This window comes from Nitrospira sp. (assembly GCA_016873435.1).
In the GTDB taxonomy this organism is placed as follows: Bacteria; Nitrospirota; Nitrospiria; order Nitrospirales; family Nitrospiraceae; genus VGXF01.
The window spans coordinates 62,848-76,123 of sequence record VGXF01000004.1; the positions used below are offsets into that span (position 1 = coordinate 62,848).

The window sequence follows — 13,276 nt, forward strand, 5'->3', positions numbered from 1 at the left end:
ATGCAGATCAAAGCGGACGAGATCAGTTCGATCATCAAGGAAAAGATCAAGGGCTTCGACAAGCGCGTCGACGTCAGTGAGACGGGTTCCGTCATACAGGTCGGCGACGGTATCGCCAAGGTCTATGGACTGGACGGGACGATGGCCGGCGAGATGCTGGAGTTTCCCGGCAACCTATTTGGCATCGCACTGAATCTTGAAGAGGACAACGTCGGCGCCGTATTGATGGGCGACGACACCGGCATCAAGGAGGGCGATCCGGTCAAGCGCACGGGGCGCATCGCGGAAATCCCTGTGGGCGAGGCGTTGGTCGGACGCGTGGTCAACGCCATCGGCCAGCCGATCGACGGCAAGGGCCCCATCAAGTCGTCACACTCCTCGCGCATCGAGGTTGTCGCGCCGGGCGTGGTCACGCGGCAGTCCGTCCGGGAGCCACTCCAGACCGGTATCAAAGCCATTGACGCCATGATTCCAATCGGCCGCGGCCAGCGCGAGCTGATCATTGGCGACCGGCAGACGGGCAAGACCGCCATCGCCGTGGACACGATCATCAATCAGAAGGGCCTCGGCGTCTTCTGTATCTACGTCGCCGTGGGCCAGAAGCGCTCGACCGTCGCGCGCGTGGTGAAAACTCTCGAGGAGAACCACGCGATGGACTACAGCATGGTCGTCTCGGCCACCGCGAGCGATCCAGCGCCCCTGCAGTTCCTCGCGCCCTTCGCTGGCGCGGCCATTGGCGAATACTTCCGCGACAACGGTAAGCACGCGCTGATCGTCTACGACGATCTCTCCAAGCATGCCGTGGCCTATCGCCAGCTCTCGCTGCTACTGCGCCGGCCGCCAGGACGGGAAGCCTATCCGGGGGATGTGTTCTACCTGCACTCCCGCTTGCTGGAGCGCGCGGCCAAGCTCAACGACAAGCTGGGTGGCGGCAGCCTCACGGCGCTCCCCATCATCGAAACACAGGCGGGCGACGTGTCGGCCTACATTCCGACCAACGTCATCTCAATCACAGACGGACAGATATATCTCGGCAGCGACCTCTTCTATTCGGGCATCCGGCCCGCGATCAACGTCGGCCTCTCCGTCTCGCGCGTCGGCGGCTCCGCGCAGATTAAGACAATGAAGCAGGTGTCCGGCACGTTGCGGCTCGACCTCGCGCAGTACCGCGAAATGGCCGCCTTCGCGCAGTTCGGCAGCGAACTCGACAAGGCAACGCAGGCCCAGCTCGCGCGTGGCGTCCGCATGGTGGAACTGCTCAAGCAAGGCCAGTACAAACCGATGCCCGTGGCCGACCAGGTCCTTGCGATCTACGCCGGCACGCAGGGGTATCTAGACGACGTGGCGGTGGACAAGGTCCAGCAGTTCGAAGAAGACCTGCTGCACTACGTGACGCAGAATCATCCGGAACTGCGCAAAGAGATCGCCAGCATCAGCAAGATTGACGACGCCGTGGGTGCGAAGCTCAAGCAGATGCTCACGACGTTTAAGCAGAAGATGGGATACGGCGCGAAAGGATAACGATGACTGCATAGTGATGAACCAGAAACAGAAACAATCACCCTTCTGTTCATTCAGCGTTCATCCTTCATCGCTGTAGACTAAGATGCCAAGCTTACAAAGCCTCCGCCGCAAGATTTGGGCGGTCAAAAATACGCAGAAGATCACCAAGGCCATGAAGATGGTGGCCGCGGCAAAGCTGAAGCGCGCGCAGGATCGCGTCCTGGCCTCGCGCCCCTACGCGCACAAGATGCGCGAGGTGCTAGCCAGCCTGAGCCGCCGCGTGAACCGGGCGTCCCACCCGCTGCTCCAGAAGCGGGGCGGTAGCAAGATCGAGGTTCTGGTTGTCACGAGCGACCGAGGACTCTGCGGGGCTTTCAACGCGAACATTCTGCGCAAGGCCGTCGAAACGCTCCGGCAGCACGAGGCCAACGGGAACAAGGTTGCCGTGAGCATCGTGGGCCGCAAGAGCCGTGACTTTTTCCAGCGCCGAAACTGGGCCATTCGCCAGCAGTGGACGGATCTCTTCGACAAGCTCAGCTTCGAGCATGCGCTGGACATTGGGCAGGACCTCACGGACAACTTCGTCAAGGGCACCTTCGACGAGCTCTACGTGATCTACAATGAATTCAAGTCAGCGATTCAGCAGCGCGTCATCGTCGAGCGGCTCTTTCCGATCGAGGCGCTCGAAGCAGACGGGACGACGGCGGCCGCGCTGGGTGGCAGCTACGAATTTGAGCCGGACGAAGAGGCGCTCCTCAAGACACTGCTCCCGAAACATTTTCAGGTGCAGACCTATCGCATTCTACTGGAATCATCCGCCGCAGAGCAGGGCGCACGCATGGCCGCCATGGACGGCGCAACGCGCAACGCGGGGGAGCTGATCAAAAAAGTCACACTTTATTACAATAAGACGAGACAAGCCTCCATTACGAAGGAACTCATGGACATTGTGGGCGGCGCTGAGGCGCTCAAATAAATTACCCGGTGCATGTTTAAAAGTACCCGTTCAATTTTCAGAAGATCGAATGCGACCAATGCAACATTCAACAGTGAAAATTCAACATTACACAAAAGGTGACTGATGAGCACAGCGGGCAAAGTTCTCCAGATCATCGGCCCGGTCGTGGACGCGCAATTTCCACCCGGCCAGCTGCCGAACATCTATAATGCGCTGCGGATCGAGGAGGCCGAGGACACGAAGGCCGGGCGGCCGGCGATTCAGCTGACGCTCGAGGTCGCGCAGCACCTTGGCGAAAACCGCGTCCGCGCGGTCGCCATGACCTCCACAGACGGCGTCGTCCGCGGAATGAACGTCAAGGATACGGGCGCTCCCATTTCGGTGCCAGTCGGACGTGAAACCCTGGGCCGCCTCATCAACGTGCTCGGCGAGCCGGTGGACGAAATGGGCCCACTGAATGCCAAGAAGAAGTATCCGATCCACCGCCCGGCGCCGAAGCTGGACGAGCAGGAGACCAAGACTGAGGTACTCGAGACCGGGATCAAGGTCGTGGATCTGCTGGAACCCTATTCGAAGGGCGGCAAGGTCGGTCTCTTCGGCGGCGCAGGGGTCGGCAAGACCGTAATCATCATGGAGCTCATCAACAACATCGCGCTCCACCACGGCGGCTTCTCGGTGTTCGCGGGCGTGGGCGAGCGGACGCGCGAGGGCAACGATCTCTGGCACGAAATGCGGGACTCGAAGGTTATCGATCCCAAGGACTTCACCAAATCTAAGGCCGCGCTCGTCTACGGGCAGATGAACGAGCCGCCGGGCGCGCGTCTTCGCGTGGCGCTCACAGGCCTCGCGGTCGCAGAATATTTTCGCGACGAGGAGAACCAGGACGTATTGCTATTCGTGGACAACATCTTCCGATTCACGCAGGCGGGCTCGGAAGTGTCGGCGTTGCTGGGCCGCATGCCCTCGGCGGTCGGCTACCAGCCGAACCTCGGCACCGAGATGGGCGCCTTACAGGAGCGCATCACCTCCACCAAGCGCGGCTCGATCACGTCGGTGCAAGCCATTTATGTGCCCGCCGATGACCTGACCGATCCGGCGCCGGCCACGGCTTTCGCGCACTTGGACGCAACGACCGTACTCTCGCGCCAACTCGCCGAGTTGGGGATTTATCCGGCCGTGGACCCACTGGACTCCACATCGCGCATTCTCGATCCGCAGGTCGTGGGCGAAGAACATTACAAGGTCGCGCGCGGCGTGCAGTCCGTGCTCCAGCGCTACAAGGACCTACAAGACATTATCGCGATTCTTGGGATGGATGAACTGTCGGAAGACGACAAGCGCGTCGTGGCGCGCGCGCGGAAGATTCAGCGCTTCCTCTCGCAGCCGTTCCATGTCGCTGAGGCCTTCACCGGCTCGCCGGGCAAGTACGTGAAGCTCAAGGACACGGTCCGCAGCTTCAAGGACATCCTTGAGGGCAAGTATGACGATCTGCCCGAGCAGGCCTTCTACATGGTGGGCTCGATCGAGGAAGTCATCCAGAAGGCGGAAAAGCTTGGCGTCAAACGTTAGACGTGCAACCTAACCGGTGACGACGTCACCGCGAGAGCGTCTCACGTTTAACATTTCACGAGAAAAGATGGCTGGCAAGATTCTGTTAGAAGTCGTGACCCCCGAGCACCTGCTGCTCAGCAAACAGGTGGACGAGGTCATTGCGCCTGGCGTGGACGGCGAATTTGGCGTCCTCCCGGGACATGCGCCATTTCTGACCTCGCTCAAGATCGGCGAGCTGCAATACAAGATGGATAACGTCTGGCACTACATGTCCGTCCTGTGGGGCTATGCTGAGGTGAATCAAACGAAGGTCACGATCCTCGCCGAGGTCGCCGAGAAGGCTGAGGATATCAACGTGGAGCGCGCGGCGCAGAAAGTCGCCGACGCCGAGCAGCGCCTGAAGACCGGCGGCCTGCCGTCCGACGTCAAAGACGCCCAGATCAGTCTCGAAAAAGCCCGTCTCCGCCAGAAACTCGCCGAACGCGCGCGCAGCGCCGCCCGCCACTGACCGGTCACAAATCGCTTTGTTCCCTCCGTCCGTTCCTGTAGAGTAACAGCGTTTTAAACACCTTCCGGAGCCCCATGCAGCCAACGGAATTTCCGCAATACCTACACGACCTCGCTAAGCATCACGCCGCACTCGACCCCATGCACCTGATGTACGACAACGTGCTCAAGTCGGGGTATCTGCATTTCGGCTTCTGGCCGACGGAGCAGGCGCGGGAAGTCGGTCTGCTGGCGCGTTTCGCGCAGGCCCAGGAACGGTTCGCGGACGAATTTCTCGCCTACTTGCCGCCCGGCCGTCACCAGGTGCTGGATGTCGGTGCCGGCATGGGCCGCCTGGCTCACGAGATGACCGTGCGCGGTCACACCGTCACCGCGATCACGCCGTCGTCCGTGCAAGCCGAACATATTGCGAAACGATATCCCGCCGTTACCGTGAAGCAGGGGCGGCTTCAGGACATTGGCCCGTCGCTTGCGGCCGGCGGGTACGATGTCCTGGTCTTCTCGGAAAGTTTCCGCTATATGCCGCTTAAGCAGGTGCTCCCACTGTTCGAACGGCTGCTGAGCCCTCAGGGCCGGATCATCATCGGCGACTGGTTCGCGCAGGACTCGGCGCCCCCGAGCCGTGGGCACGACCATTTGGAAGCCGCGTTCCGCGCCCAGGCGCAGGCGCAGGGGTGGACCGTGCTGAGCGAACGCGACATTACACAAAACATCCTGCCCACACTGACGATGGCGCAGGAAATTCTCTGCGGGCTCTATCTGCCGCTGGCCGGACTGGTGCTGTCAAAATTCGCGCAAAAGCGCCCGCGCCTGTTTCGACTCTGCCTGCCCTGGATGACGCGCGCGCTGGAGCGAAAGCTGCTGCCGCAACTGATCGGCCGCTTCGAGCCGGCCGTCTTCGCCAGCCATTACCGCTATCTCTTTCTCGTGCTGGGACGCGCCGCAGCCCGCTGATCCGCTTCGTTTCGCTCCGACCGCACGCGACATGATTACGGAATTTCTCATCACCGCTGGCGAAAAACCGAAGCGGCTCGACGTGTTTCTGGCCAACCGTGAGCCGGACCTCTCGCGTTCCGCCATTCAGCGCTTCATCGAATTGGGCCGAATCCAGGTCAATGGAGAAAAGGTCAAGCCGAGCCAGAAGATCAAACCGGGTGACCACATTACAATGGATACGCCCAAGGCCGAGCCGCTGACGCTCAAGGGTGAGTCGATCCCGCTCGATATCCTTCACGAAGACGAATCGCTAGTTGTCCTGAACAAACCGGCCGGGCTCGTCGTGCATCCGGCCCCTGGTCATTGGTCCGGCACGCTGGTCAATGCGTTGCTGCACCACTTCGAGCGACCAGGTGGCTCACTCTCGACCGTCGGCGGCAAAGAACGGCCAGGATTGGTCCACCGGTTGGACAAGGACACCTCCGGCGTCATGGTCATCGCCAAAACGGACAAGGCCCATCGCGGACTCGCTGCGCAGTTCAAGGACCACACGATCACGCGCAGGTATGAGGCACTGGTCTGGGGCGTCCCGAAAAAAGGACACGGGCTAATCGAACTTGCCATCGGACGCGATACAAAGGAGCGAACAAAGTTTTCTGAGAGGACGGCGCGCCCCAAGCCCTCCGTCACGGAATACAAGGTCGTCGAGCGGTTCGCCACGCTGGCTGCGCGCGTGGATCTCTTTCCCAAAACCGGCCGCACGCATCAGTTGCGCGTGCACATGACCTCCATCGGCCATCCGCTGCTCGGCGACCCGACCTACGGCGGCCGCAAGGTGAAGGCGCTCGAACATCTCGAAATCCCGCGCGTGATGCTGCACGCCAAAACCCTCGGTTTCCAACATCCGGTGACTGGGAAACAGATGGAATGGACTTCTCCGCTGCCGCTCGACATGGAGACAATCCTCACGGCGCTCCGCGGGACCACGCGCACGTCTTGACAGGTTTCCACCGGCGGCGTATCTCTCACGACATGGAACTGACAGAAGGACTCGATCTCCTCGGCAATTTGATCGCCACGCTCAAGCAATATGCCTCGAAGCTGCCGGAGCGGGTGCCGTTGGCCGCTGTGCCGGGCGGCATCAAGCCAACGATCGAAGCCATTGACGCGTACGAACAGGCCATCGCGCGGTTTCGCACGCAGAGCGGCAGTTCCGTCTTTCGGAAATTCAACGAGCCGCTGATCGAATCCCTGGAATCATTCGAGGCAGGCAAGTTACTGAGCGCCGTTCAGCCGCTGCTGGCCGTGCTCGATCATCTGGACGTGCTGAAGCGCGACAAGCAACTCGCGGTCAACCAGTCGGATGAGAAACGGATCGCCGACTACCGCGCCGCGCTACATAAGATTTTACCGGGCAATAAACCTGAACTGGAGGGGGCCGGGCGCGGGCTGTAGCCGCACCAATGTTCAATGCCAAATGTTGAATGTTAACTGGCAGACACTGCCGGGAGGTTCAATCCAACATTCATCCTTGAAAATTGGACATTGCAACTAATGGCCCATCTTCGGGCCGGCCGCGTTGGCGCCCTGGGTCACCAGCTTCACACGCACGAGCTCGTGACAATGCGGACATTTCGTGCGAACTGTCGTCTCATCGAGCACTTCCATATCCTTGCTATTTATCCACATCAGCTTGAAGCAGCGCGGACAATTCCGAACCTTCGTCATGTCGTTCACCCTCATCATTGATTTTGGTCTTGCATCAGCGGGGATTACCATAATATAAGGAAGCGGCCGCTCTCAAGAGCATGCTCACTTTCTCCGAACGCACAGACTTCGCCCCCGCCCATCTCGTCGCCCTCTACCGCTGCGCCCCCTGGGCCGAGACTCGTAAAACGGATGACATCATGGCCATGCTCTCGCATTCGGACCTGGCCATTTCCGTGTGGGACGGCCCGCGGCTGATCGGTTTCGGACGCGTGCTCACGGATTATGTCTACCGGGCCTCCATCTGGGACGTCGTCGTGGACACGGAATACCAAGGCCAGGACATCGGCACCCTGATCATGGAAAGGATTCTGCAGCATCCGAAACTCGCCCGCGTGGAAAAATTCTGGCTCTGCACGCGCGACAAGCAGACCTTCTACGAGAAGCTCGGCTTTAGCTCAAAAGAACAAACCGGCATGGTTTGGGATCGCCAGACACATCAACCACCGAAGTAATCTCCTCCTGGCGACGAAGAACTAGGCGGCCCCGCACGCGAAGCGCTTAGGCGAGAACAGCACGGAGAGGATAAACACTGCTGTGGCCAATAAGACGATCGCGGGGCCGGACGGCAGATCAAATGCCGCCGAGAGCACCACGCCGCCGGTCGCGCAGAGCATCCCAATGACGACCGAGAGCAGCGTCATTTGTGAAAGACTGTTCGTAAGCTGGTAGGCTGTCGACGCGGGAATCAACACCATCGCGTAGACGAGAAGGGCCCCTACCGTTTTGAGTGACACCACCACCGTCACCGCCACCAGTGTGAGCAACAGATAAAAGATCCTCCGTGCCGGCACGCCGGACGCTTCAGCCATCTCCTGATTGAAAGCAATAAAGTAGAGCTCCTTGGAAAACAGTATCAGTATGCCCATGACACAAACTCCCAATGCGGCAATGACGCGCAATTCATCCGGGGTTACCGACAGCACGCTGCCGAACAGGTAGCCATAGACCTCAGCGTTGTAGCTTTTCATCAGGCCAAGAAACAGGATCGCCAGCGCCATTGTTGCCGTGTAGAAAATACCAATCGAGACGTCGAGTTTCATCTGTCCCCGCTCTTCCAGCAGGCCCGTGATCCAGACAGTCGCCAGCCCGAAGAGGATCGCCACCGCCAGCGGAGGCCAGCCCATGAGATAGGCCAACGCCACGCCAGCGAAGGCGGCGTGCGCCGTGCCCGCGCCCACGAAGGCGAGCCCCCGCAGCACGACGAAGACACCGATCGCGGAGCAAACCGCACCAACCAAGATGGCCGCTACCAGCGACCGCTGCATGAAATCGTATGTGAGTATTTCCAGCATCAATGCCGCATTAGTGATGGTGGTGATAGTCTGCGACCGTGACGAGATCCTTTTCCGTGATGACGAGGTCCTTGCCGTAGACATCTCGCAGAATTTCCGGTCGCAGAACCTCCTTGGGAGGACCGGCCGCCGCCAGTCTGTTTTTCAGCAGCACGAGCCGGTTGACGCGCTCACGGATCATATTGATGTCGTGGGTGACCAGCAGCACGGTCAGCCCCAGGTCACGATGGAGCTGCTGGATCAGATCCAGGACGCTGTACTGTGTTGTGATGTCGATGCCGGTGGTCGGCTCGTCGAGCAGGAGCACTTGCGGCTGCTGCGCCAGGGCCCGCGCGATAAACACCCGCTGTTGCTGGCCGCCCGAGAGGTGTCCCAGCGCCGTGCCCGCACGGTCCTGCATGCCGACGTTTTTCAGCGCCCGCAGGGCGATCTCGCGGTCTTTTTTTGAAGCCCGAGCAAACAGCCCCAGTGCCCCGTAGCGGCCCATCGTGACCGCCTCCAGCACCGTGATGGGGAAGTTCCTATCCAGCGATTCCGTCTGCGGTAGATACCCAATGCGCGCCCGGTGGTGGCACCGCAGTTTCTCGCAGGCGCAATCGAAAATTTGCAGATGGCCAGACACGGGGGGCAGGAGTCCCAAAATGGCACGGCAGAGCGTGGTTTTGCCAGAACCGTTCGGACCGATGACGCCAACAAACTCGCCCTCGGCGATATCCAGCGAAATGTCGTGCAGCGCCACCACGCCTGGAAATCCGAAGGTGGCCTGCTCGAATTTGATAATGGATTTGGCCATGGTGGTCAGGGGATGCGGAGCGCCTGCACCAATTGCGCCACATCATAACGAAGCATATCGAGATAGGTGCTAGTGCCCGGGACGCCACCCGGGATGGCCGTCAGCACCACCAGCTGTGCGCCGGATTCCCGGGCCAAAATACGCGGCAATTTTTGATTGAGCTGCGGCTCCGAGACGATTACGCGGATATGATCGGACCTGATCTTCCTGGCCAGTTCCTGGAGATGGCGTGCCGAGGGTTCGGCGCCCGACTGCGTGACGATTTCTCCGGCGATATCAAAGCCGAATCGCCTGGCGAAATAGGGCCACGCCGGATGGTGGACAACAATCCGGCGTTCGGGCGCCCCCCGCAACATGTCCATCAGTTCGGTTTCCAGCTGGCTGATTTCCCGGCGATAGCGGGCCGCGTTGGCACTGTATTCTCCAGCATGTGCCGGATCGACGGCCGCCAACGCTTCCGTGATCCGCCCCACCATCAGCTTCGCATTGTTTGGATCGAGCCAGATGTGCGGGTTGCCGTCGCCATGACTGTGCGAATCCGATCCAGCAGGGTGATCGGCGAGGCGCGGGATCTGTTCAGACGTGGTGACCACGCGCAGACCCGCGTTACCCGCGTTGCGGATTAGCGGACCAACCCAGGCCTCCAGTCCCATGCCGACTTCGACAAAGACCCAGGCCTTGCGCACGGCGAGGAGATCGCTCGGCTTAGGCGAATAGGTATGCTCGTTCTCTTGCCCCGACAGGAGCGAGACGACGCGGACGTGCGTGCCGCCGACCTGTTCGACGAAATCCTTCAGGACCGGAATCGTCACGACGACCGTCAGCGGTGTCGAGGCAAGAGCGGGGCCGGCAAGCACGGCGCCGCACAGCGCCGCGATGAACAGGATGCTCCGGCCAGACATGCGCGGACCGTAGCACCCGATTTCCGTCAAAGTCAAACCTCACTTGACCGCCTCCGACGGTTCGGATAGCGTAGCGCGTACGGTGTGAGAACGTCATCCTATGATTCATAGCCGCTGGCTGATAAAACGAACCGCCATCGGCCTTGCCCATACACCAGCGACCATCACCCCGTAGTCATTTGCATATGCGCGTTGTCGGCTTGATGTCGGGCACCTCGGGAGACGGCGTGGACGCCGCCCTCGTGGACATCCGTGGAGCGGGCCATGATCTCAAAGTCAAACTGCTGGCCTTCGTCTCCACCGTCTATCCGCCAGAACTGCAGCAGCGCATCCTCGCGGCTTCCACCAAGGGCACCGTCGCCGATATCTGCCACTTAAATGCCGTCCTTGGCGAATGGTTCGCCAAAGCTGCCCTACGCGTCATCAAGCAAGCAGGGCTCGAGCCGGCCAAGGTCGACCTGATCGGCTCGCATGGCCAGACCGTCCATCATATGCCGCAGCCGGTGGGAGAACCGGGGATCGGCACCATCCGATCCACCTTGCAGATCGCAGAGCCGGCGATTATTGCCGAGCGTACCGACGTCACAACCATTGCGAACTTTCGTCCGCGAGACCTGGCGGCGGGCGGCGAGGGCGCCCCGCTGACGCCCTATGTCCATCATGTCCTTCTGCGCGACAAGAAACGGTCTCGCCTCATCGTCAATCTCGGTGGCATCGGCAACGTCACCTATCTGCCGGCTGGCAAAGGGATCGACGGCGTGCTGGCCTTCGATACGGGACCGGGCAACATGGTGATGGACGGGCTGATGCAGCGACTGACCAAGGGCAAGGAGACCATGGACAAAAACGGTCGGCTAGCTGCGAAGGGGAAGGCAGCCATCGGCCTACTGGCCAAGCTCCTCGCGCATCCCTTTCTCCAGCGTAAGCCGCCGAAGTCCACTGGCCGGGAAGAATTTGGTGTGTGCTTTGTGGAGCAACTACTCGACGCCCGGAAAGCGCACCGGCTCAAACCCGAAGACCTGCTCGCCACCGCGGCGCTGTTCACGGCGATTACGATCGGCAGCGCACGCAAGTGGCTCCCGGGTCCGGTGGACGACGTGATGATCGGGGGCGGCGGCGTCCGCAACCGCACACTCATGAGTAATTTGTCCTCGGTCTTTTCACCGGTGCCTGTGCGCACACTCGAGGCTGCTGGCTGGAACAGCACGGCCTTTGAAGCTGTGGCCTTCGCCGTGCTGGCCCATCAAATGTTTCGCGGCGAGCCGGCCAACGTGCCCTCCGTTACCGGCGCCAACCACCCGGTCATTCTCGGCACCATCGTGCCGGGCCGCAGGATGCCCTGATCCATGCCCGCTACACCGGTTTGGACGACAGTGCCCGCGGCTCTTTTGATCGGACCGCCGCCTCTGACTGTGCCCGAAGTACGGAGAGTCCGTCCAACGCGCGGTGGTCATAGAAGATGGACGTTGTGCGCCCGTGAAATAATGCTGGGGGCATCGATTCGAGGGATATTGTGAGCGCATTTCAGGTTTCGCTGCACGCCCAACCGCTGCTGACCAAGGATGAGGTGGTCTTTTACAATCTGCTACGCCTAACCGTGCAGGACCAGTATCTGGTCTTTGCACAAGTGCCGGTCTGGTGCCTCGTGGACGTGCAGGCCAAGACCCCTCACGCCCGCGCGGCTTTTTTCAACACGATCGCCCTGCGGCGCGTGGACTTCGTGCTCGTCCATCCGGGCACGCTGGCCACGGAGAAAATCATCGAACTGGACGACCCGGCTGTTCCAGCGGCGCAGAAGGAGGACCGGAACAAGCTGATCGACGGGATTTTTACGGAAGCCGGCATTGCGCTGGTGCGACTGCAGAATCCCGGTACCTATACGTGCCCAACACTGGCCACCGCGCTGGGCCTTGGGGACTAGGTCCAATGGCACCGAGCGATCTTCCGTATCTCAAACACGAAGTATCTGAACCACCGCTGCACGAGCCGCCGCCCAATCCGGCCGGGGGACGCACGCTGATCGTGGATGCAAGCGACCCCGGAGCCTATGTGCGGCCCAGCGCCGCGCTCAAAGACGCGCGGGACGATGACCAGATTTTCGTCCGCCCCGGCACCTATGAAGACAAGGTCTTTGTTACCGAACGGCCGGTCTTGCTGGTGGGTGCGGGTCGCGAACACGTGCAGATTTTCTCTCGGCGCAGCGGGCCGCTGTACTTACAGCGCGTGACGGGCGGGCGCATCAGCGGCATGACCTTCCGCTATGTCGGCAGCGACCAGCACTCTGCCATGAATATCCTGGATTCCACCTGCACGATCACGAACTGCCGCGCGATGGAGGGCCTCCTGTCGGGCGTCGTGATCTACGGACCGAACTGCCGGCCCTCGTTCATGGACAACGACGTCTGCTTCAACCGGGAGTCAGGCATTTTCGTGTTCGGCGGGGCCAAGCCCTACGTGGCGCAGAACCGCTGCTACGGCAATCACCATTTCGGAATCGCGGTGCGCGACCCCGGGTCGCACCCGGATCTTGTGCGGAACTGCTGCGAGCGGAACATGCTGAGCGGGATGCTGCTATTCCATCAAGCGGAGGCGATGATGCTGAACAACATCTGCCGGGACAATCACTACTGGGGGTTGGTGACCACGCCCGAATGCCAGACCTCTCCGGCCCGGGAGAAGCTTGGAACCCACAACGAACTGGCGTCCAATCCACGCGGGGACGTGCAGGTCACGGAGCAGCCCCTCGGTGAAATCGGACGCTAGCGGGTTGAAAAAGATGGACTCCGCAGCCTGAGCCTGCATGTTCGGGTGGGAGCCGGCGAGATTATTAACCTACCGGCGGAGCCTCAAGGAAACTACGCCGCGCTCCAGAAGCGCACCGCTAACGGGGCAGAAATACAGGCAAAACAATTTGGTTGCGGGGGAAGGATTTGAACCTTCGACCTTTGGGTTATGAGCCCAACGAGCTACCGGACTGCTCCACCCCGCAGGCGGATACTAACACAGACGGCGCGAGTTGCGTCAAGGCAACTACCCGCAAATAGTGAATAGACAATGGCGGAGA

14 protein-coding genes and 1 tRNA gene are annotated in these 13,276 nt (G+C 60.8%); 11 read left to right on the plus strand and 4 right to left on the minus strand.

Translation table 11 applies throughout. From position 1 onward, the window contains the following. From FJ248_04040 to FJ248_04075, 8 genes are all read left to right on the plus strand, one after another. On the plus strand, positions 1-1,521 hold the full coding sequence (locus FJ248_04040) for a F0F1 ATP synthase subunit alpha (GenBank protein MBM4120057.1): 1,521 nt from the start codon (positions 1-3) through the stop codon (positions 1,519-1,521). 85 nt (positions 1,522-1,606) lie between these two features. After that, positions 1,607-2,479, plus strand: coding sequence for an ATP synthase F1 subunit gamma (gene atpG, locus FJ248_04045; protein ID MBM4120058.1), 873 nt, complete (start codon positions 1,607-1,609; stop codon positions 2,477-2,479). 105 nt (positions 2,480-2,584) lie between these two features. Beyond that, a complete protein-coding gene (gene atpD, locus FJ248_04050) occupies positions 2,585-4,030 on the plus strand; it encodes a F0F1 ATP synthase subunit beta (protein MBM4120059.1) in 1,446 nt (481 codons plus the stop codon). A gap of 67 nt (positions 4,031-4,097) precedes the next feature. Beyond that, entirely contained in the window at positions 4,098-4,520 is a 423-nt protein-coding gene (locus FJ248_04055) for a F0F1 ATP synthase subunit epsilon (protein MBM4120060.1), read from the plus strand. Positions 4,521-4,594: 74 nt separating this feature from the next. Next, positions 4,595-5,473: a methyltransferase domain-containing protein gene (locus FJ248_04060; protein ID MBM4120061.1), complete on the plus strand. Its 879-nt coding sequence runs from the start codon at positions 4,595-4,597 to the stop codon at positions 5,471-5,473. A 31-nt stretch (positions 5,474-5,504) separates the two neighbouring features. After that, entirely contained in the window at positions 5,505-6,455 is a 951-nt protein-coding gene (locus tag FJ248_04065) for an RluA family pseudouridine synthase (protein MBM4120062.1), read from the plus strand. Between the two features lie 32 nt (positions 6,456-6,487). Next, on the plus strand, positions 6,488-6,910 hold the full coding sequence (locus FJ248_04070; protein MBM4120063.1) for a hypothetical protein: 423 nt from the start codon (positions 6,488-6,490) through the stop codon (positions 6,908-6,910). A gap of 353 nt (positions 6,911-7,263) precedes the next feature. Beyond that, a complete protein-coding gene (locus tag FJ248_04075; GenBank protein MBM4120064.1) occupies positions 7,264-7,677 on the plus strand; it encodes a GNAT family N-acetyltransferase in 414 nt (137 codons plus the stop codon). A 21-nt stretch (positions 7,678-7,698) separates the two neighbouring features. Here the strand turns inward: FJ248_04075 and FJ248_04080 are convergent, their stop codons facing one another. From FJ248_04080 to FJ248_04090, 3 genes are read right to left on the minus strand one after another with little or no spacing between them, the layout of a single operon-like run. Continuing rightward, positions 7,699-8,517: a metal ABC transporter permease gene (locus FJ248_04080; protein ID MBM4120065.1), complete on the minus strand. Its 819-nt coding sequence runs from the start codon at positions 8,515-8,517 to the stop codon at positions 7,699-7,701. Positions 8,518-8,527: 10 nt separating this feature from the next. Further along, the gene (locus FJ248_04085; protein MBM4120066.1) at positions 8,528-9,310 is read right to left on the minus strand and encodes a metal ABC transporter ATP-binding protein; all 783 of its coding nucleotides are present in this window, start codon (positions 9,308-9,310) and stop codon (positions 8,528-8,530) included. Between the two features lie 5 nt (positions 9,311-9,315). Further along, entirely contained in the window at positions 9,316-10,212 is an 897-nt protein-coding gene (locus FJ248_04090) for a zinc ABC transporter substrate-binding protein (GenBank protein MBM4120067.1), read from the minus strand. 185 nt (positions 10,213-10,397) lie between these two features. On the opposite strand from FJ248_04090, the gene FJ248_04095 reads away from it, so the two are divergent. From FJ248_04095 to FJ248_04105, 3 genes are all read left to right on the plus strand, one after another. Further along, on the plus strand, positions 10,398-11,555 hold the full coding sequence (locus FJ248_04095) for an anhydro-N-acetylmuramic acid kinase (protein ID MBM4120068.1): 1,158 nt from the start codon (positions 10,398-10,400) through the stop codon (positions 11,553-11,555). Between the two features lie 152 nt (positions 11,556-11,707). After that, positions 11,708-12,133, plus strand: a complete 426-nt coding sequence (locus FJ248_04100; protein MBM4120069.1) for a DUF2726 domain-containing protein — start codon at positions 11,708-11,710, stop codon at positions 12,131-12,133. A gap of 5 nt (positions 12,134-12,138) precedes the next feature. Next, the gene (locus FJ248_04105; protein ID MBM4120070.1) at positions 12,139-12,975 is read left to right on the plus strand and encodes a hypothetical protein; all 837 of its coding nucleotides are present in this window, start codon (positions 12,139-12,141) and stop codon (positions 12,973-12,975) included. A gap of 149 nt (positions 12,976-13,124) precedes the next feature. Here FJ248_04105 and FJ248_04110 read toward each other — a convergent pair. Further along, positions 13,125-13,201, minus strand: a tRNA-Met gene (locus FJ248_04110). Positions 13,202-13,276 lie beyond the last annotated feature (75 nt).

Coding starts and splice junctions, on each gene's coding strand:
- FJ248_04070 (MBM4120063.1), top strand. CDS start 6,488: ATGGAACTGACAGAAGGACTCGATCTCCTCGGCAATTTGATCGCCACG.
- FJ248_04075 (MBM4120064.1), top strand. CDS start 7,264: ATGCTCACTTTCTCCGAACGCACAGACTTCGCCCCCGCCCATCTCGTC.
- FJ248_04055 (MBM4120060.1), top strand. CDS start 4,098: ATGGCTGGCAAGATTCTGTTAGAAGTCGTGACCCCCGAGCACCTGCTG.
- FJ248_04095 (MBM4120068.1), top strand. CDS start 10,398: ATGCGCGTTGTCGGCTTGATGTCGGGCACCTCGGGAGACGGCGTGGAC.
- FJ248_04080 (MBM4120065.1), bottom strand. CDS start 8,517: ATGCTGGAAATACTCACATACGATTTCATGCAGCGGTCGCTGGTAGCG.
- FJ248_04090 (MBM4120067.1), bottom strand. CDS start 10,212: ATGTCTGGCCGGAGCATCCTGTTCATCGCGGCGCTGTGCGGCGCCGTG.
- FJ248_04040 (MBM4120057.1), top strand. CDS start 1: ATGCAGATCAAAGCGGACGAGATCAGTTCGATCATCAAGGAAAAGATC.
- atpG (MBM4120058.1), top strand. CDS start 1,607: ATGCCAAGCTTACAAAGCCTCCGCCGCAAGATTTGGGCGGTCAAAAAT.
- FJ248_04065 (MBM4120062.1), top strand. CDS start 5,505: ATGATTACGGAATTTCTCATCACCGCTGGCGAAAAACCGAAGCGGCTC.
- atpD (MBM4120059.1), top strand. CDS start 2,585: ATGAGCACAGCGGGCAAAGTTCTCCAGATCATCGGCCCGGTCGTGGAC.
- FJ248_04060 (MBM4120061.1), top strand. CDS start 4,595: ATGCAGCCAACGGAATTTCCGCAATACCTACACGACCTCGCTAAGCAT.
- FJ248_04105 (MBM4120070.1), top strand. CDS start 12,139: ATGGCACCGAGCGATCTTCCGTATCTCAAACACGAAGTATCTGAACCA.
- FJ248_04085 (MBM4120066.1), bottom strand. CDS start 9,310: ATGGCCAAATCCATTATCAAATTCGAGCAGGCCACCTTCGGATTTCCA.